Genomic DNA, 18,682 nt, shown 5'->3' on the forward strand with positions numbered 1-18,682 from the left:
GGCTAGAACCACTTTGTGTGAACCTCCTTGGGAAGCGGGCCAATCGCATCGGCCTCGCAAAGAGACTCTGTGGCGCGCGTTTCACCCGTGATGCGCTCAAGTTTCATCAATGTGAACGCGCAGGCATTCGTGGTTACGCTCATGTTTCACCAACGAAAGCGCGCGTACTATCCGGCCAATCCGGGTGTTCGTCAACCCAGCAAGGCGTCGACAAACGCCGCCGGTTCGAACGGCGCAAGGTCGTCGGGACCCTCGCCAAGACCGACGAGTTTGACCGGCACACCCAATTCCTGTTGGACGCGGAAGACGATTCCGCCCTTGGCGGTGCCGTCGAGTTTGGTGAGCACCACGCCGGTGATGTCGACGACTTCGGCAAACACGCGCGCCTGCGGCAGACCGTTCTGGCCGATCGTCGCGTCGAGCACCAGCAGCACCTCATCGACCTCGGCGCGTCGACTCACCACTCTCTTCACCTTGCCGAGTTCGTCCATCAGGCCGGTCTTGGTGTGCAGCCGCCCCGCGGTATCGATGACGACGACGTCGGCGCCGTTCTCGACACCGGCATCCACCGCATCGAAGGCGACCGACGCCGGATCGGCGCCCTCGGGACCCCGCACCACCTGGGCGCCGACGCGCGACGCCCAACTCTGCAACTGGTCGGCGGCGGCGGCGCGGAAGGTGTCGGCCGCGCCCAGCACGACGCGGCGGCCGTCGGCCACCAGCACTCGCGCCAGCTTGCCGACGGTTGTCGTCTTGCCGGTGCCGTTGACGCCGACGACGAGAAGCACGGAGGGCTTGTCGGCGTGCGGCAGCGCCTTGATGGACCGGTCGAGGCCGGGCTGCAGTTCGTCGATCAGGACCTGGCGCAGCACCTCACGGGCCTCGGACTCGGTGCGGACGCGGCTGCTGGCCATTCGCGCGCGCAACGCCGTGACGATCGATTCGGTCGCGACCGGGCCCAGGTCGGCGATCAGCAGCGTGTCCTCGACGTCCTGCCAGGAGTCCTCGTCGAGATCACCGCCGCCGAGCAGGCCGAGCATGCTTTTGCCCAGCGTGTTCTGCGATTTGGCCAGCCGGCCCCGCAGCCTTTCGAGCCGGCCCTCCGCCGGGGCAATCTCGTCGAGGGCGGGAGCCTGTGGCGCGGCGGGAGCCTGTGGCGCGGCGGGTGGCTGCGGTTCCTCGGTCGGGGGCTCTTCGGGTGCCGGCGGCGTGACCTCGGTCGGGGGTTCTTCGACCACCGGCGGCTCGGGAAGCTGCACGTCGGCGATGGCCCGCTTCGGAGCGTCACGCGGAATGGTGGCATCATCGCCGACGGCGGGCAGTCCGCTGGTGTCGATCCGTTCGACCGGCTCAGCCGGCGCTGACTGTGAGAATGTGATGCCTGACGAGGCGGTATAGCCGCCGGAGCGGTCGACAGGAGTGGCGGTGTCTGTAGACGACAAGCTGATCCGTCGGCGCCGATACCGCACCAGGCCCACGACGAGCGCGGCGACGACCAGAACGGCGATGACCGCGATCGCGATCCACAAGACAGAATCTGTCACTGCGTCATTGTGTCAGGAGGGGTAGGCGGTGATGCTGGACCCCGGTGGCATGGAAACCCGCAAACGACGTCACATCGACGTGTGCCTCAGCGAGGACGTCGACTTCCAGACGGTGACGACCGGCTTGGAGCGCTACCGGCTGCCGTACAACGCGCTGACCCAGACCGACCTCGGGTCCATCGAACTGACGACGGATTTCCTCGGCACCCGGTTGCGCGCCCCGGTGCTCATCGGCCCGATGACCGGTGGCGCCGAACTCTCCGGCACCATCAATCGCAACCTGGCCGATGCGGCCCAGCAACTCGGTATCGGCATGATGCTCGGTTCGCAGCGCATCATGCTCGACAACGGCGCCGCGTCGTCGACCTTCCATGTCCGCGACATCGCGCCCGACGTACTGTTGATCGGCAACATCGGACTCACCCAACTGACGCCGGACGTTGTACCCGCGCTCGTACAGGCGCTGGACCGCGTCAGCGCCAATGCCCTTGCGGTGCATACCAATCCGCTGCAGGAAGCCATGCAGCACAAGGGCGACACCGATTTCTCCGGTTCGATCGACCGCCTGTGTGAGATCGCGGGGACCATCGGTTATCCGGTGATGCTCAAGGAAGTCGGCCACGGTATCGGGGCCGCGGCGGCCGCGGAACTCGTCGACTGTCCCATCGCGGCGGTGGACGTCGCCGGGGCGGGCGGAACGTCGTGGGCGCGCGTCGAACAGTTCGTCCGCTACGGCGAGATCCGGTATCCGGCGCTCGCCGAGTGGGGTATCCCCACCGCGCAGGCGATTCTGGAGGTGCGGCGGGAGTTGCCAGGTGTACCGCTGGTCGCATCGGGCGGCATCCGCACCGGGATGGACGCGGCCAAGGCGCTGGCGCTGGGCGCCGACGTGGTATCGCTGGCCCGGCCGCTGCTCGCGCCGGCGATCGAATCGCCTGCCGCCGTTGTCGATTGGCTGCAACGCTTCATCGAGGAGCTGTTGATCTGCCTGCACGGCTGCGGAGCGGCCGACCTCGCCGAACTCCGCGATCGCGGCGTCACCCCCATGTGATTTCGGCGTGTTCAGTCACGCTGAGCGAGACCCAGCACGCCGAAATCGCTTAACTAACCCCGACCAGTTCCTGGCCTCGCATGCGCTGACTGATCACCGCGGTGATGCCATCGTCGCGCATCGTCACGCCGTACAGCGCGTCGGCGATCTCCATCGTCGGCTTCTGGTGCGTGATGACGAGCAACTGCGACTGGCTACGCAGCTGTTCGAAGAGCCCGAGCAGCCGGCGCAGGTTCACGTCGTCGAGCGCGGCCTCCACCTCGTCCATGACGTAGAACGGCGACGGCCTGGCGCGGAAGATCGCCACCAGCATCGCGACGGCCGTCAGTGACTTCTCGCCGCCGGACAGCAGCGAGAGCCGCTTGATCTTCTTACCCGGCGGGCGGGCCTCGACCTCGATGCCGGTGGTGAGCATGTCGTCGGGATTGGTCAGCAGCAACCGTCCCTCACCGCCGGGGAACAGCGCCGAAAAGACCTGTTGGAACTCACGTTCCACGTCGGCGTACGCCTCGGAGAACACCTGAAGGATGCGCGCGTCGACATCGTCGATGACGTCGAGCAGGTCTTTGCGGGCGGCTTTGACGTCCTCGAGCTGGGTGGACAGGAAGTTGTAGCGCTCCTCCAGCGCCGCGAACTCCTCCAGCGCCAGCGGGTTCACCCGGCCCAACTCGTTGAGTTCGCGTTCGGCCTTCTTGGCGCGGCGTTCCTGCGTCGGCCGGTCGAACGGCATGGGCGCGGGCATCGTCACCTGTTCGCCGCGTTCACGCGCCTGCTCGTACTCGGCCATCTCCAACTCCGACGGCGGCAGCGGCACGTCGGGGCCGTACTCGGCGACGAGATCGGCGGCCGCCATGCCGAAGCTCTCGAGAATATGCTCCTCGAGTTGCTCGATACGAAGTGCCGCTTGGGCTTTCGCGATCTCGTCGCGGTGCAGGGCGTCGGTGAGTGACGCGATCTTGGCGCCCAGTTCGTTGACCTCTTCGCGCGCCTTCGCCAGCGCCGCGGCCCGGTGCTGACGTTCGGCAGCGACCTCGTCGCGCACCCGCGACGCATGGGCCACCGCCGCGCTGAGCCGCGCCGCAACCAGGCGGCCCGACTCCGCGACGGCCCCCGCGACCGCTGCGGCGTGCACACGCGCCTCGCGCGCCCGTTGTGCGCGTAACCGGGCGTCGCGCTCGGCAGCGGCGGCTCTGCGCAGCGAATCCGCTTGACCGCGAACGGCATTCGCACGCTCTTCGGCCGTGCGCACCGCCAGCCGGGCCTCGACCTCGGCCGCCCGGGCCGCCTCAGCGGCTGCCATCGTCTCTTGCCGGTCGACGGGTTCGGATTCGAACGTCGGCTCCTGCTGCGCGTTGTGCAGTCGCTGCTCGAGTTCAGCGAGTTCCTGAACGGTCTGACTGCGCACTGCGTCGAGTTCGTTGCGCTGCTGGATCAGCCGCTGCCATTCGTCGTCGGTGGCGCGGGCGTCCTGGCCGAGCCGGCCCAGCTGCTCGTAGACCGCGGAGATCGCCGCATCGGACTCGTTGAGCGCGGCGAGCGCCTGCTCGGCGGCATCCTGCCGGGCGGCCTGCTCCTCCAGGGCGCCGGCCAACGCGGCGGACAGCTCCCCGACCTGCTTTTCCGCCTCGGCGAGCTCCGCTCGGGCCTTCTCGACTTCCGAGGTGATCTCCAGGGTGCTCGGCTTGCGGTCCGATCCGCCGCTGACCCAGCCGGCGCCGACGAGGTCGCCGTCGACGGTGACCGCCTTCAGGTGCGGGCGGACCGCGACCAGGTCGAGCCCGGCAGAGAGGTCGCGCACCACCACGACGCCCGACAGCAGCGCGGTGATCGCCCCCTGCAGGCGCTGCGGGGTGTCGACAAGGTCCAGCGCCCACGACGCGCCCTCGGGCGCCGGGCCGGTGTTCGGGACGGAGTGGTGCGGCCAGTCACCGAGGACGATGGCCGCGCGGCCACCGTCGGACTGCTTCAGCGCGTCGACGGCCGCACGCGCCGCAGCAGAGTTCTCGGCAGCGACCGCGTCGGCAGCCGCGCCCAGCACCGCCGCGATCGCCACCTCGTAGCCCGGGCGCACCTTGACCAGATTGGCGATCGACCCGAAAAGCCCTGAGCCACTATGGTTTTTCTGCAACCACGCCGCGCCGTCCTTGCGGTCGAGGCCGACGGACAGCGCCTCGATGCGGGCCCGCAGCGAGGCCACCTGGCGTTCGGCGCCACGTTCGGCGGCCTGCAACTCGGCGACGCGCTCGTCGGCGAGCCGCAGTGCCGCGACGGTGCGGTCGTGGTGCTCGTCGAGGCCGACCTCACCGGCGTCGAGCTCACCCACCCGACCCTGAACGATCTCGAACTCGGCCTGAGTCTGCTGGGCCTTGGCAGCGGCCTCCTCGATGCCGGTCGTCAGCCGTGCGACGGTTTCGTCGATCGACTCGACGCGGGTGCGCATCGTGTCGACCTGGCCGGCCAGCCGTGCCAGGCCCTCGCGGCGGTCGGCCTCGGCGCGGGCGGCGGCCAGATGCGCGCGCTCGGCTTCGGCGGCCACACTCTCGCGCTCGCTGAGCTCGGCGCGGGCGGCCTCGAGGCGGGCACGCGATTCCTCGAGCGCTTCGAGCAGTTGGCGCTCCTGGGCGGCGACCTCCTCCGCCTGGGCTTCCAGCGCCTCGGGATCGGGGCCGCTGGAGGCTTCGGGCTCGGTGTCCAGATGCTGGGCCCGCTCACTGGCGATGCGGACCGTGGCGCTGACGCGCTCGGCCAGCGCCGACAGCGAAAACCAGGTCTGCTGAGCGGCTTCCGCGCGCTCGCTGAGGCTGCCGACCGCCGACTCGTGGGCGTTCAGCTCCACGGTGCGGGCTTCGAGGCGGGCCGCCAGCTCGTCGTGCTCGCGGCGCAGCGTCGTCTCGGTCTGGTTGGTGTTCTCGAACTCGGCCTTGCGAGTGACCAGGTCGTCGGCGGCCAACCGCAGCCGGGCGTCGCGCAGGTCGGCCTGGATGGTCTGGGCGCGACGGGCCATCTCGGCCTGCCGCCCGAGCGGCTTGAGCTGACGGCGCAACTCCGTCGTCAGATCCGTCAGCCGCGCGAGGTTGGCCGACATCGACTCGAGCTTGCGAACCGCCTTTTCCTTGCGCTTGCGGTGTTTGAGGACGCCCGCGGCCTCCTCGATGAACGCACGCCGGTCCTCCGGGCGCGACTCGAGGATCTCGGAGAGCTTGCCCTGGCCGACGATCACGTGCATCTCACGGCCGATGCCCGAGTCCGAGAGCAGCTCCTGTACGTCCATCAAACGGCAACTGGTGCCGTTGATTTCGTACTCGCTGCCGCCGTCGCGGAACATCCGCCGGGTGATCGACACCTCGGAGTACTCGATCGGCAGCGAGTTGTCGGAGTTGTCGATCGTGACGGTGACCTCGGCGCGGCCCAACGGCGGCCGCGACGACGTGCCGGCGAAGATGACGTCTTCCATCTTCCCGCCGCGCAGCGTCTTGGCCCCCTGCTCGCCCATCACCCAGGTGAGCGCGTCGACCACGTTGGACTTGCCGGAACCGTTGGGTCCGACGACACAGGTGATGCCTGGCTCGAAGCGCAGAGTCGTCGGCGAAGCAAACGACTTGAAGCCCTTCAGGGTCAGACTCTTGAGGTGCACGACGTGCCACACTACCGCCGCGCGGGCTAACGCTCGGTGAACCCCGATAGCGTTTCGCCCAGTTCTGACCAATCGGCGATGACTTTGTCGACGCGGCCGGGCGTGTTCCCGCTTTGTAGCAGCTCAAGAAGCTTTTCGCAGTCGCGTCGCGGACCCTGTGCGACCACCTGAACGCGGCCATCGGGCCGGTTGGACGCGTATCCGGTCAGCCCGAGCTCAAGGGCGCGGGAGCGAGTCCACCACCGGAAGCCCACCCCCTGGACATGGCCGTGGACCCACGCGGTGAGTCGTACCTCAGCTAACTCCTGCATCATTGACCTCAAACGTCACTTTGGTACCGGATTTCAGGGTCCGGCCGACGGTGCAGACCTGATCGATGGCCCGCTCGACGACCGTGAGCACCCGGGCCCTCTCGTCGTCAGACAGGCCGGACAGGTCAAGTTCCATGCGCTCCTCGAGCAGCGGGTAGCGCTCCTGTTCGCGGTCGGGCGGACCGGTCACCCTGATGGTGGTCGCGTAGTCCTCGCCGAGACGGCGCTGCAGAGGCGCGTCACTGGCCATTCCGCTGCAGGCCGCCAGCGCGATCTTCATCAGCTCGCCGGGGGTGAACACGCCGTCGACGTCCTCGTTGCCGACGAGTACCTGCGCGCCGCGCGAGCTACGCCCGGTATAGCTGCGCACACCGGTGCGCTCCACCCACAGTTCGGTCATGGCTCCATCTTCGCCGAAATTGCGCAGAGATCGCCAAATCGCGAGTTTGCGCGATCTGTGCGCAGTCTCGAGGACCTACGGGCGACGGACCCGCGGACGCGGTTGGCATTTCGGGCAATAGAACGACGAGCGGTTCATGAACTTCTCGCGTCGCATGATCGCACCGCACCGCCGGCACGGCTCACCCTCGCGGCCATAGGCGTCCAGCGATCGTTCGAAGTATCCCGATTCGCCGTTGACGTTCACGTACAGCGAGTCGAACGATGTTCCGCCCTGGCCGAGCGCCTCCGTCATCACCTCGGCCGCGGCGTCCAGCACTGCGCCGAGCTGCTTGCGAGTCAGCGACGACGCCAACCGGGCGCCGTTGATCTTCGCGCGCCACAGCGCCTCGTCGGCGTAGATGTTGCCGATACCCGACACCACGGTCTGGTCGAGCAGCTGCCGCTTGATCTCGGAGTGCTTGCGCCGCAACACTGTAATGACACCCTCGCGATCGAACTTCGGGTCGAGCGGGTCGCGGGCCAGGTGTGCGACAGGCACCGGAACATCGGTGCCATCGACGGTGACCATATCGGCGAGCATCCAGCCGCCGAACGTGCGCTGGTCCACGAAGCTGAGCGCGGTGCCGTCGTCGAGAAGCGCCGCAATGCGCAGATGATCCTCGCGCGGCAACGGACCGAGCAGCATCTGCCCGCTCATACCCAGATGGACGACGAGCGCCGACCCGTCGTCGAGCGCCAGCCACAGGTACTTCCCCCGCCGACCCGTCCCGACAATCCGCGAATTCAGCAGCCGCGCAGTCAAATCGGCAGGACCGGCCTCATGACGGCGCACCGCACGCGGGTGGTGCACCCGCACGGCGGCAATGGTCTTGCCGACGACGTGTGCGTCCAGGCCCCGACGAACAACCTCGACTTCGGGAAGTTCAGGCATCTACATCGGAAGCGGATTCGAGCGTATTCCAGGCCGCCGCAGCGGCCTTGAGCTCGGCCTCTTTCTTCGTGCGGCCGACGCCCTTGCCGTATTCCGTATCGGCGACGATGACCGTCGCGGTGAATTCCTTGTCGTGGTCGGGACCCGTCGACGTCACCACGTACGCCGGCGCACCCATCCCGCGGGATGCGGTGAGCTCCTGCAGGCTGCTCTTCCAGTCCAGCCCTGCCCCCAGTGTCGGCGCGGTGTCCAACAGCGACGCGAACAGTCGCAGGATCACCTCCCGCGCGGTGGCGATGCCGTGCGCCAAATAGATTGCACCGAGCAGAGATTCGACACCGTCAGCCAGGATGCTGGCCTTGTCGGCGCCGCCGGAGTTCTCCTCTCCCTTGCCGAGCAACAGGTAGGCACCGAGCCCGGCGTCTGACAGCTGGCGGCCCACATCGGCCAGCGCGTGGGTGTTGACGATGCTCGCCCGCAGTTTGGCCAGATCACCTTCGCTGCGATCGGGATGCCGGTGGTAGAGCTCCTCGGTGATGGTGAGGCCGAGTACCGCGTCGCCGAGAAACTCCAGCCGCTCGTTGGTGGGCAGGCCGCCGTTCTCGTACGAGTAGCTGCGGTGGGTGAGCGAGATGGTGAGGAGGTCCTCGGGGAGGTCGACACCCAGCGCCTCGAGTAACGGCGCGCGGTCAATCACGGTTGTCCTCGTCGAACATGCCGGCCAGCTTGGCCCATCGCGGATCGAGCTTCTCGTGCTGGTGTCCGGGCTCGGCTGTCGCCAGCGGCACCCCGCAGTCGGGACACAGCCCGATGCAGTCCGAAGTGCACAGCGGCGCGAACGGCAATGCCAACCCGACCGCATCGATGATCGGCTGTTCGAGGTCGACCGTGTCGGCGCCACCGACCTTGCCGACGCGTCCGATTTCGTCGGCCTCGGTGGTCTCGTCGGTCGCGCTGTCCGGGTAGGCGAACAGCTCGGTGAGGTCGATGTCGACGTGCCCGGTGATCGACGTCAGGCAGCGCGCGCATTCACCCGTCGTGGGGGCCGAGACCGTGCCGGAGACCAGCACACCCTCGGAGACGGACTCGATGCGCAGATCGAGGTCCAGCGGAGCGCCCTCGGCGATGGCGATCAGGTCCAGCCCGATGCGCACCGGGCTGGCGACGGTCTCGGCGAACGTCATCATCGACCCGGGCCTGCGCCCCAGCCTGGAGATATTCAGCACAAGCGGCGACCCGGATGCGCGCCGCGCGGGCGCATTCGCATGGGTCGCCATAAGAGTCGATCTTACGGCGGCCTCGCTGAGCTAGCGGGCGGCGTAGTCGTGCGTGCCCGCGGCGGTGCGCAGCTGATGCCGACCGCGGCCCACCGAGCGCAGCGTGCCGTTGAGGAAGTCCTCGAATTCGGCCAGCTTGTTGTCGACATAGATGTCGCACTCGCCGCGCAGCCGGTCCGCCTCGGCGTGCGCCGAATCGATAAGACGGGTGGCCTCCAAGGTGGCGGTCTGGACGATCTCGGTCTGCGCGACCAGCCGCTGCTGCTCCTTGATGCCCTCCTGGACGGCCTTCTCGTAGGCGAGGTTGCCGTTCTCGATCAGCCGGTCGGCCTCGGTCTTGGCGCGTCCCGTGCTCGCCTCGTACTCCCGCTTGGCGGTCGCAGCCAGACGTGCGGCCTCCTCGCGGGCCTCGGCGACCATGCGCTCGCTGTGCTGACGGGCCTCGGCGACCATGCGGTCAGCCTGCGACTTCGCGTCGGCGAGCAGCCGGTCCGCCTCCGCCCTGGCGTGATTGACCAGCGAATCCGCCTCGGCAGCCGCCGCGGAGACCGTCGAGCTGGAATGCTCCTTGGCCTCCCTCAGCAGCGTGTCGCGCGCGTCCAGCACATCCTGGGCGTCGTCGAGTTCACCGGGGATCGCATCCTTGATGTCGTCGATCAACTCGAGGACATCACCGCGCGGCACCACGCAGCCGGCCGTCATGGGCACACCGCGCGCTTCTTCCACAATCGCGCCCAATTCGTCGAGCGCCTCAAATACTCGGTACACGGCAACACCCTCCAGGCATAGTTGACAGTTACCAGTGTGCCTGGTGTTACGCCTGTGACTCAGCTAGCGACACGGTGTGTCGCGTCTGGGCTGATAATTCTTATGTCACCGCTACCCCAGGCCGCAGGTCCGTCTGCGTTTCGCCGCGAACATTATGTCAACACGAAGCGGCAGCGCCGTAGGTCGGGCCCGACAGTGAATCTCAGGGTGCAGTCTTGTGCGTGACTAGCGGACCGCTGCGGCGATCGCGTCGCGCGCCCGATCGAGCATCGAGGCGAACGGACCCGCGACGAAGTTCGCCTTGGCGCTCTCCACGCCCGGATGCGGACGCGTGGGCGCGATGGCCTCCGCCGCCAGCACCGCCTTGGCCATCCGGCCGCGATCGTCGGCCGAGAGATTGCGTTCGAGCTTGGTGAACTCCTCGTTCTCCTCGTGCTCGGCGTGCTCGATGACGGCGTCGCGGAACTTGGTGAGCTCCTCGAGGAACTCCTTGGAGTCGATGTCCATGTCCTCGAGAGCCGACAGCATCTTCTTGGCCTCGTGCTCCTCTGCCAGGCGCGCGTCGACGATCTCGTCGCCCTTGGCCGCCTCGTGGCGGACCCGCGGGTGGACCACCATCTCCTCGGCGGTCTCGTGCACGGCCAGCAGCTGGCGCAGTTCGACGAAGGCTTCCTCCCGCGCCTTCGCGTCCGAGGCGTGGAGCACCTCCTCGAACATGTCCTTGATCAGATTGTGCTGATCCTTGAGGAACTTCACGACATCGTCGGTGGACTGAACAAATGTCTCAACCACGGCAAAACCTCCAAAACTCATGGGAAATAGTTGGGGCGCAATGGGCTGTGCGCCGCCTTCTACCTACCCCGTGAGCGAGGTGCTTAACCCTTGAGCTTGCCCTGAAGCCGCACGTTGACGGGCTCGGGCAGCAGCGCAGAGACGTCGCCGCCGAGTGTGGCGACCTCCTTCGCCAGCGACGACGACACGAACGAATACGTCGGTGTGGTGGCGACGAAGAAGGTGTCGACGCCCGCGATGTGCTTGTTCATCTGCGCCATCTGCAGTTCGTATTCGAAGTCGGTCCCCGTGCGCAGACCCTTGACGATCGCGGTCAGGCCGCGGCTCTTGACGAAGTCGACGACCAGTCCTTCACCGGATTCCGCGCGCAGATTCGGCAGGTGCGTCGTGGACTCCTCGATCATTGCGATGCGCTCGTCGAGGGTGAACATCCCCTTCTTGTTGGGATTGATCAGTACTGCCACGACGACCTCGTCGAACTGGGCCGCCGCGCGCTCGAAGACGTCGATATGGCCGAGGGTTACCGGGTCGAATGAACCCGGGCATACGGCGCCGCTCATGGGGGAAGACGGTACAGGGCAGCTCGGCTGCTACGGGGCGGCGACATTCGACTACGGCGTCACAACCGCGGCGGCGTCGTAATCGGCGAGTTCCAGCCGGGTGTCGCCGTAGGTACGCGACGGCCACACCCGCCACCCATCGGGCCACGTCAGCGCCGGAACCGACGCCGGGCGTTCGACGACGGCGACGGCTCCGGTCGTCACCCACCCGCCCTGCGTGAGCGTGGCCAGCACGGTTTCGATCTCGGCGCCGTCGACGTCATAGGGCGGGTCGGCGAGCACCAGGTCGACGGGCCGCGCGATCGCTGACGCCAGTACCGACGCGACGGCTCCGCGGCGCACCGTCGCCCCCTTCACGCCGAGCGCCGCGATGTTCTTGTCGATGACGCTCACGGCGCGTGCGTCGGACTCCACGAACGTCACCGACACCGCCCCGCGCGACATCGCTTCCAGGCCAAGCGCGCCCGATCCGGCGTACAAATCGAGCACCGCGATACCGTCGAGATCCATCCGTGCCGCCAGGAGATTGAACAGCGATTCCCGCACTCGATCGGTGGTGGGTCGGGTTCCGGTGCGCGGCACCGTGATTCGCCGTCCACCGAGGGCGCCTGCGACGATGCGGGTCAGCTGACCACCACCAGCAGGTCCCCGCCCTCGACTTGTGCGGTGGCTGACACGGCGACGCGGCTGACCTCGCCGGCCTTCGGCGCGGTGATCGCGGCCTCCATCTTCATCGCCTCGATGGTGGCGATGGTCTGTCCGGCTTCGACGGTGTCACCGGCGGCGACCCCGACGGTCACCACACCCGCGAAGGGGGCCGCGACGTGGTCGGGGTTGGACCGGTCGGCCTTCTCGGCGGCGGGCACCTCGCTGGCGATGCTGGTGTCGCGCACCAACACCGGGCGCAGCTGACCGTTGAAGATGCACATCACGGTGCGCATGCCGCGTTCGTCGGGATCAGAGATCGCCTCCAGCCCGATCAACAACTCGACACCACGCTCCAGGCGCACCCGATGCTCCTCGCCGCTGCGCAGCCCGTAGAAGAACTGGTTGGCCGACAAGCTCGAGGTATCCCCGTACAGCTCCCGATGGGCTTCGAATTCCTTGGTCGGCCCCGGAAACAGCAACCGGTTCAACGTGGCCTGGCGGATCGGCCCCGGCTGGGTCAGCGCCGCCTCGTCCTGCGCGGACAGCTCCTCGATAGGCCGCGCGGGCGAACGCCCGGCCAGCGCCTTGGTGCGCAACGGCTCGGGCCACCCCCCCGGCGGGTCACCGAGTTCGCCGCGCAGAAACCCGATCACCGAATCCGGGATGTCGAACCGCGCCGGGTCGGCGGCGAATTCCTCGGCGCTGACCCCGGCGCCGACCAGCGCCAGCGCCAGATCCCCGACCACCTTGCTCGACGGGGTCACCTTCACCAACCGACCCAAAATCCGGTCGGCCGCCGCGTAATTGGCCTCGATCTCCTCGAACCGATCCCCCAACCCCAGCGCGATGGCCTGCTGGCGCAGGTTCGACAACTGACCGCCGGGAATCTCATGGTGATACACCCGCCCCGTGGGTGCGGGCAGCCCCGACTCGAACGGCGCATACACCTTGCGCAGCGCCTCGAAGTACGGCTCCAAATCACACACCGCCGACAACGACAGGCCCGTCTCGTATTCGGTGTGCGCAGCTGCGGCCACAATCGAACTCAGCGCAGGCTGGCTGGTGGTCCCGGCCAGCGGTGCCGACGCGCCATCCACCGCGTCCGCGCCGGCCTGCCAGGCCGCCACATACGTCGCCAGCTGCCCACCGGGGGTGTCGTGGGTGTGCACATGCACCGGTAGGTCAAACCGACTGCGCAGCGCACCCACCAACACCGTGGCCGCGTGCGGACGCAACAACCCCGCCATGTCCTTGATCGCCAACACATGCGCGCCCGCGTCGACGATCTGCTCGGCCAGCTTCAGGTAATAGTCCAGGGTGTAAAGATTTTCACCCGGGTCGGTCAAATCCCCGGTGTAGCTCATCGCCACCTCGGCGATCGAGCAACCCGTCTCGCGGACCGCGTCGATGGCCGGGCGCATCGACTCCACATTGTTCAACGCATCGAAGATGCGATAGATATCGATGCCCGTCGCGGTCGCCTCTTCCACAAACGCCCGGGTGACCGACTCCGGATACGGCGTATACCCCACCGTGTTGCGCCCGCGCAGCAGCATCTGCAGACAGATGTTGGGCAGCGCCTCACGCAGCGCGGCCAGCCGCTCCCACGGATCTTCCTTCAAGAACCGAAGCGCCACATCGTAAGTCGCCCCACCCCAGCACTCCACTGACAACAATTGCGGGGTCATCCGCGCTATGTAGGGCGCCACCATCACCAGACCCGTGGTGCGCAATCGCGTCGCCAACAACGATTGGTGTGCGTCGCGGAACGTCGTATCGGTGACCCCGACCGCCTTGGACTCGCGCATCCAGGCCGCGAATCCGTCGGGGCCCAGTTGCACCAACCGCTGTTTGGATCCCGGCGGCGCAGGCGACGACAGATCGATATCAGGCAACTTGTCCTGCGGATACACCGTCGACGGCCGCGCCCCGTGCGGCTGATTGACCGTCACATCAGCCAAATAGTTGAGGATCTTGGTACCCCGATCGGCCGGGGTATGCGCGGTCAACAGATACGGCCGGTCATCGATGAACGACGTCGTCACCCGACCGGCACGAAAATCGGGATCGTTGACCACAGCCAACAAGAACGGGATGTTCGTCGATACCCCGCGCACCCGAAACTCCGCCAACGCGCGACGGGACCGGGCAACCGCCGCCGCGTAGTCGCGTCCACGGCACGTCAGCTTGACCAACAGGGAGTCGAAGTGCGCGCCGATCTCTGCGCCCAGATGCGTTGCACCGTCGAGACGAATACCCGCACCGCCCGGTGACCGATAGCTGGTGATGCGCCCGGTGTCTGGACGGAAGCCGTTCGCAGGGTCCTCGGTGGTGATCCGGCACTGCATGGCCGCACCGCGTATCTGCAGCGTATCCTGGCTCAGCCCAAGGCTTTCCAGTGTCTCTCCGTCGGCGATGCGCAACTGACTGGCCACCAGGTCGACGTCGGTGATCTCCTCGGTCACCGTGTGCTCGACCTGGATGCGCGGATTCATCTCGATGAACACGTAGTGGCCGCGCTCGTCGAGCAGGAACTCCACGGTGCCCGCGTAGGTGTAGTCGATCTGACGCGCAAACGCGACCGCGTCGGCGCACATCTTGTCGCGCAGCTCGGCGGAAAGGTTTGGCGCGGGCGCCAACTCGATCACCTTCTGATGGCGGCGCTGCAGGCTGCAGTCCCGCTCGAACAGATGCATGACGTCGCCGTGCCGGTCGGCCAGGATCTGCACTTCGATGTGGCGCGGGTTGAGCACCGCCTGTTCGAGATAGACCATCGGATCGCCGAATGCCGACTCCGCCTCCCGACTGGCCGCTTCGATCGCCTCGGGCAGCGCGGACGCATCCGACACCCGCCGCATGCCGCGCCCGCCGCCACCGGATACGGCTTTGACGAACAACGGGAATTCCATCTCCGCGGATGCCGCCACCAGTTCGTCGACCGACGATGACGGCGCCGACGAATTCAGCACCGGCAGACCCGCATCACGCGCCGCCGCGATGGCCCGGGCCTTGTTGCCCGTCAGTTCGAGGATCTCCGCGCTCGGCCCGATGAACGTGATCCCCGCCTCCGCGCACGCCGCGGCCAGTTGCGGATTCTCCGACAGGAAGCCATATCCCGGGTAGACGGCGTCGGCACCCGCCTGCCGTGCGACGCGGATGATCTCGTCGACGGACAGATACGCGCGCACCGGGTGGCCCGTCTCGCCGATCTGATACGACTCGTCGGCCTTCAGCCGGTGCTGGGAGTTGCGGTCCTCATGGGCGTACACCGCGATGGTCGTGATGCCCATCTCGTAGGCGGCTCGAAATGCTCGGATCGCGATCTCGCCACGATTGGCCACCAGGACCTTGGTTATCACGCGCTGCAGCCCCCGTCGTCGTTTAGAGGAGTGTGGACCAGTAGTCCCAGAAGCGCACCAGGATCAGCAGAATCACTGCGGTGAACCACAGCGCCACCAACGACCAGCGCCACGAATGAAGCACGCGCACAACACCGTTGGAGGTCGCAGGGGCCGCGGCGATCGACGTCGCGACGACGAATAGCGGAATCGTCACGGCCCACACCACCATGCAGTACGGGCACAGCGCGCCGATGTTGTAGAGGCTCTGCCACGCCAGCCAGTGCACGAATACGGTGCCGAGCAGCGAACCGATCGCCAGTCCGGTCCAATACCACCGCGGCAGGGCCACCTTGGCGACCGCGAGTATCCCGGTCACGAGCACGACGGTGAACGACACGATGCCGATCAGCGAGTTCGGAAAACCGAAGACCGAGGCCTGCGGGGTGATCATCACCGATCCGCACGACAGCACCGGGTTGAGGCTGCAGGTCGGGACGTAGTCCGGGTTGATCAGGATCTCGATCTTCTCGACCGTGAGCGTCACCGACGCGGCCAGGCCCAGCACACCGGCGATCAGCACCCAGATGGCGCTGGGTCTGCCCACCGCGGCACCCGTCGACCGTGCCGAGGCGGGATCGCTCGGTTGCACGGTGCTGGGTGCGGCGATGGTCACGGCTTCGGCGCCGGCGCGGGTGTGGGAGGAACGAGCGGGGTGGGGTCGGCGGCGGGAGGCGGGGCGCCGGCGTCGAGCGCGGGCACGTTGCCGACGATCTCCTCGATCTTGGCGATCAGGGCGTCAGGAGTCGTGGGGTTGTAATCCTCGCCGTTGATGCGAATCGTCGGCGTCGCTTTCACCCCGGTCGCGGCGGCCAGGCCCGACACCATGTCGGCGTTGGTCTCCTTCTTGATGCACTCGGGCACCTGCCCTCCGGCACCGGCCTGACGCGCGAGCTCGGCCAACCTGGCGTTGTCGGGGAACGGGCCGACACCCTCCTCTGGCTGCTGGGCGTACAGCGCGGCATGGAACCTGCGGAACGCATCGATCGAATCACCGGCGACGCAGTACGCCGCGTTGGCGGCCCGCGTCGAGTACCCCTGGCCCTGACGGTCCAGGATCGAGACCATGTAGTAGTCGGCGGCGACGGCCCCGGAATCGATCAGCTTGTTGATGGTGGGCCCGAAGTTCTGCTCGAAGTTGCGGCAGGCCGGGCACAGGAAGTCCTCATACAGCGACAGCGTGGCCTTGGGCTCGTCGGTGCCGTCCTTCTTGATCAACTGGGCCGAGGCGACCCGGATGGATTCGGCTTCGCCCGCGGTCGGCTTTTCGTCGGCCGACAGCACTATGTAGAGCACGATAGCCACGGCGAAGATCACCACGATCGCCGTCAGACCGATCTGAACTGCCAGATTCCGCCTGCGATCGGACGCCTTCAGATCGTATTTTGGTTTCGAAGCCACGCGACAAGAGTACCGGCGACCTTTCCGAGGTCCGTCACGTGCGGGCCAGATGCGCGCGCAGCGCCGAGATCGACTCCGCGGTGGCGGTCGCGCTGTCCCCGCCCAGCGCGAACAGGTTGGCGAAACCGTGCACCAGCGAGCCGAACTCCCGGTAGTCGACGGCCACGCCCGCTTTACGCATCGCGTCGGCATACTGCCTGCCCTCGTCGCGCAACGGGTCGAAGCCGGCCGTCAGCACCAGCGCCGGCGGCAAACCGGACAAATCGTCGGCGAGCAGCGGAGACACCCGGGGATCGGACGCGTCGACGTCCGCACCGTCGAGGAAGTGGTCGCTGAACCAGTCGATGTCGGCCTTGGTGAGAAAGAATCCGTCGGCGAACAGGATCTGTGAGCGTGTCTCGTCGCGGTAGTTCACCACCGGGTAGAAGAGCAGCTGCACGGCCGGCAGGCGGGCTGCCTCGGTACGGGCGCGCATCGCCACCACCGCCGCCAGGTTGCCGCCTGCGCTGTCGCCTCCGACGGCGACGCGGTCCGGGTCGGCACCCAACTCGGCGGCGTTGTCGAGTGCCCATTGGAAGGCCGCCAGCGCGTCGTCGGCACCCGCCGGGGCCTTGTGCTCCGGTGCGAGCCGGTAGTCGACCGACAACACGTGCATCCGCCCCTCGCGGCAAATCTTCCTGCACAGGTCGTCGTGGGTGTCGATGCTTCCAATGACCTGGCCGCCGCCGTGGTAGAAGACGAGCAGCGGCGCTCCATCTCCGTCGACCGGGCGATAGTGCCTGGCGCGCATCTCGCCTGCAGGACCGGGAATGGAGAGATTGGTCACCGCCGCGACCGGGATGTGCTGTTTGAAGCTGGCGCTCAGAATCTCGAGGTTGTCTCTGCAGACGGCCACGTCGTTGTCCGTCACGAGTCCGTTGATGCCGACCGCACGCTGGCCCGCCAGCATCAACTGCAGCGTGGCGTCCAGCGTGTTGCCGTCGATGGTGACGGACTTGCCGCCGAGCATCGCGCGCTTGACCGGGTTAGGGATCCGCGGCAACGCGCGCAGGGTGACGCCTGCGGCCGTATTGAGGATCGTCTCCTTACGGCTGAGGACCCGCGGTTGTTGAACTGGCAGACTCTTCGTCATGGCTTCTCCCTCGATCACGCTCAATGACGGTAATGCGATCCCGCAGGTTGGTTTCGGTGTTTTCCAGACACCGCCTGAGGAAACCGAACGCGCGGTGAGTCTTGCGTTCGAGGCCGGATACCGACACATCGATACCGCCGCGGCCTACCGTAACGAACGCGGTGTCGGCCAGGCGTTTGCGGCATCCGGCCTGCCCCGCGACGACGTGTTCATCACGACGAAGCTGTGGAACTCCGAGCAGGGCTACGACAAGACGCTGAAGGCGTTCGACGCCAGCGCGGAGCGGCTCGGTCTCGACTACGTCGACCTCTACCTGATCCACTGGCCGCTGCCTGCGCGCAATACGTTCGTCGACACCTTCAAGGCGTTCGCGCAGCTACGCGACCAAGGCCGCATCCGCTCGATCGGCGTCAGCAACTTCGAGCCCGAGCACCTGCGAATTCTGGTCGACGCCACGGGCATCGTTCCATCCGTCAACCAGATCGAGCTGCATCCCCTTTTTCAGCAGCAGGAGCTTCGTGAGGTGCATCAGCAGATGGGCATCGCCACCGAGGCGTGGGCCCCACTCGGCCAGGGCGCGCTTTTGGACCACCCCAAGGTGACCGAAGTGGCCGACCGCCACGGCAAGACACCGGCCCAAGTACTGATTAGGTGGCATATCCAAATCGGCAATATAGTCATCCCGAAGTCGGTGACCCCCGAGCGAATTGTGAGTAACTTCGACGTGTTCGATCTTGAACTGAGCGAGCAGGACATGGCGTCCATTTCCTCGCTGGGCGAGGGCGGCACACGGTTGGGTCCCGATCCACGGACCTTCGATTTCACAGGTTAGG

At 67.1% G+C, this 18,682-nt stretch carries 17 protein-coding genes; 2 read left to right on the plus strand and 15 right to left on the minus strand.

Features of this window, described 5'->3' with window-relative positions:
* Nucleotides 1-191: 191 nt before the first annotated feature.
* The gene (ftsY, locus tag H7J93_RS12440; protein WP_267306581.1) at nt 192-1,544 is read right to left on the minus strand and encodes a signal recognition particle-docking protein FtsY; all 1,353 of its coding nucleotides are present in this window, start codon (nt 1,542-1,544) and stop codon (nt 192-194) included.
* Between the two features lie 31 nt (nt 1,545-1,575).
* Between ftsY and fni the strand changes: the two genes are divergently transcribed.
* Nucleotides 1,576-2,595, plus strand: coding sequence for a type 2 isopentenyl-diphosphate Delta-isomerase (gene fni, locus H7J93_RS12445; RefSeq protein WP_267306986.1), 1,020 nt, complete (start codon nt 1,576-1,578; stop codon nt 2,593-2,595).
* A gap of 49 nt (nt 2,596-2,644) precedes the next feature.
* Here the strand turns inward: fni and smc are convergent, their stop codons facing one another.
* From smc to H7J93_RS12515, 14 genes are all read right to left on the minus strand, one after another.
* On the minus strand, nt 2,645-6,229 hold the full coding sequence (gene smc / locus H7J93_RS12450; protein ID WP_267306582.1) for a chromosome segregation protein SMC: 3,585 nt from the start codon (nt 6,227-6,229) through the stop codon (nt 2,645-2,647).
* Between the two features lie 26 nt (nt 6,230-6,255).
* Nucleotides 6,256-6,540: an acylphosphatase gene (locus H7J93_RS12455; RefSeq protein ID WP_267306987.1), complete on the minus strand. Its 285-nt coding sequence runs from the start codon at nt 6,538-6,540 to the stop codon at nt 6,256-6,258.
* On the minus strand, nt 6,524-6,940 hold the full coding sequence (locus H7J93_RS12460; protein WP_267306583.1) for an OsmC family protein: 417 nt from the start codon (nt 6,938-6,940) through the stop codon (nt 6,524-6,526). Before H7J93_RS12460 ends, H7J93_RS12455 begins: the two co-directional genes overlap by 17 nt.
* Before the next feature lie 75 nt (nt 6,941-7,015).
* Entirely contained in the window at nt 7,016-7,873 is an 858-nt protein-coding gene (mutM, locus tag H7J93_RS12465) for a DNA-formamidopyrimidine glycosylase (RefSeq protein WP_267306584.1), read from the minus strand.
* A complete protein-coding gene (rnc, locus tag H7J93_RS12470) occupies nt 7,866-8,570 on the minus strand; it encodes a ribonuclease III (RefSeq protein WP_267306585.1) in 705 nt (234 codons plus the stop codon). Before rnc ends, mutM begins: the two co-directional genes overlap by 8 nt.
* Nucleotides 8,563-9,150 (minus strand): YceD family protein, encoded by a 588-nt coding sequence (locus H7J93_RS12475; RefSeq protein WP_267306586.1) that lies wholly within the window; start codon nt 9,148-9,150, stop codon nt 8,563-8,565. Before H7J93_RS12475 ends, rnc begins: the two co-directional genes overlap by 8 nt.
* Nucleotides 9,151-9,180: 30 nt before the next feature.
* Nucleotides 9,181-9,918 carry a cell division protein SepIVA gene (sepIVA, locus tag H7J93_RS12480; RefSeq protein ID WP_267306587.1) on the minus strand — a complete coding sequence of 246 codons (738 nt, stop codon included), beginning with the start codon at nt 9,916-9,918 and terminating at the stop codon, nt 9,181-9,183.
* Between the two features lie 225 nt (nt 9,919-10,143).
* Nucleotides 10,144-10,710 (minus strand): hemerythrin domain-containing protein, encoded by a 567-nt coding sequence (locus H7J93_RS12485; protein ID WP_267306588.1) that lies wholly within the window; start codon nt 10,708-10,710, stop codon nt 10,144-10,146.
* An 83-nt stretch (nt 10,711-10,793) separates the two neighbouring features.
* On the minus strand, nt 10,794-11,270 hold the full coding sequence (coaD, locus tag H7J93_RS12490) for a pantetheine-phosphate adenylyltransferase (protein WP_267306589.1): 477 nt from the start codon (nt 11,268-11,270) through the stop codon (nt 10,794-10,796).
* 51 nt (nt 11,271-11,321) lie between these two features.
* On the minus strand, nt 11,322-11,897 hold the full coding sequence (gene rsmD / locus H7J93_RS12495) for a 16S rRNA (guanine(966)-N(2))-methyltransferase RsmD (protein ID WP_267306988.1): 576 nt from the start codon (nt 11,895-11,897) through the stop codon (nt 11,322-11,324).
* Nucleotides 11,894-15,277 carry a pyruvate carboxylase gene (locus tag H7J93_RS12500; protein WP_267306590.1) on the minus strand — a complete coding sequence of 1,128 codons (3,384 nt, stop codon included), beginning with the start codon at nt 15,275-15,277 and terminating at the stop codon, nt 11,894-11,896. The genes rsmD and H7J93_RS12500 overlap by 4 nt, the downstream gene beginning before the upstream one ends.
* A gap of 22 nt (nt 15,278-15,299) precedes the next feature.
* Entirely contained in the window at nt 15,300-15,932 is a 633-nt protein-coding gene (locus H7J93_RS12505; protein WP_267306591.1) for a vitamin K epoxide reductase family protein, read from the minus strand.
* Nucleotides 15,929-16,717 (minus strand): DsbA family protein, encoded by a 789-nt coding sequence (locus H7J93_RS12510; RefSeq protein ID WP_267306592.1) that lies wholly within the window; start codon nt 16,715-16,717, stop codon nt 15,929-15,931. The genes H7J93_RS12505 and H7J93_RS12510 overlap by 4 nt, the downstream gene beginning before the upstream one ends.
* Before the next feature lie 34 nt (nt 16,718-16,751).
* Nucleotides 16,752-17,849 (minus strand): alpha/beta hydrolase, encoded by a 1,098-nt coding sequence (locus H7J93_RS12515; protein ID WP_267306593.1) that lies wholly within the window; start codon nt 17,847-17,849, stop codon nt 16,752-16,754.
* Between H7J93_RS12515 and H7J93_RS12520 the strand changes: the two genes are divergently transcribed.
* Complete coding sequence (locus H7J93_RS12520) at nt 17,848-18,681, plus strand: aldo/keto reductase (protein ID WP_267306594.1); 834 nt, start codon at nt 17,848-17,850, stop codon at nt 18,679-18,681. The genes H7J93_RS12515 and H7J93_RS12520 overlap by 2 nt on opposite strands.
* The last annotated feature ends 1 nt before the right edge of the window (nt 18,682 follow it).

This window comes from Mycobacterium barrassiae (genome assembly GCF_025822765.1).
GTDB classification, from domain to species: Bacteria; Actinomycetota; Actinomycetes; order Mycobacteriales; family Mycobacteriaceae; genus Mycobacterium; species Mycobacterium barrassiae.

Excerpts from the sequence above, each read along its gene's own strand:
- H7J93_RS12455 (WP_267306987.1), bottom strand. The coding sequence starts at position 6,540 with ATGCAGGAGTTAGCTGAGGTACGACTCACCGCGTGGGTCCACGGCCAT.
- H7J93_RS12515 (WP_267306593.1), bottom strand. The coding sequence starts at position 17,849 with ATGACGAAGAGTCTGCCAGTTCAACAACCGCGGGTCCTCAGCCGTAAG.
- H7J93_RS12460 (WP_267306583.1), bottom strand. The coding sequence starts at position 6,940 with ATGACCGAACTGTGGGTGGAGCGCACCGGTGTGCGCAGCTATACCGGG.
- H7J93_RS12520 (WP_267306594.1), top strand. The coding sequence starts at position 17,848 with ATGGCTTCTCCCTCGATCACGCTCAATGACGGTAATGCGATCCCGCAG.
- H7J93_RS12475 (WP_267306586.1), bottom strand. The coding sequence starts at position 9,150 with ATGGCGACCCATGCGAATGCGCCCGCGCGGCGCGCATCCGGGTCGCCG.
- mutM (WP_267306584.1), bottom strand. The coding sequence starts at position 7,873 with ATGCCTGAACTTCCCGAAGTCGAGGTTGTTCGTCGGGGCCTGGACGCA.
- coaD (WP_267306589.1), bottom strand. The coding sequence starts at position 11,270 with ATGAGCGGCGCCGTATGCCCGGGTTCATTCGACCCGGTAACCCTCGGC.
- fni (WP_267306986.1), top strand. The coding sequence starts at position 1,576 with ATGCTGGACCCCGGTGGCATGGAAACCCGCAAACGACGTCACATCGAC.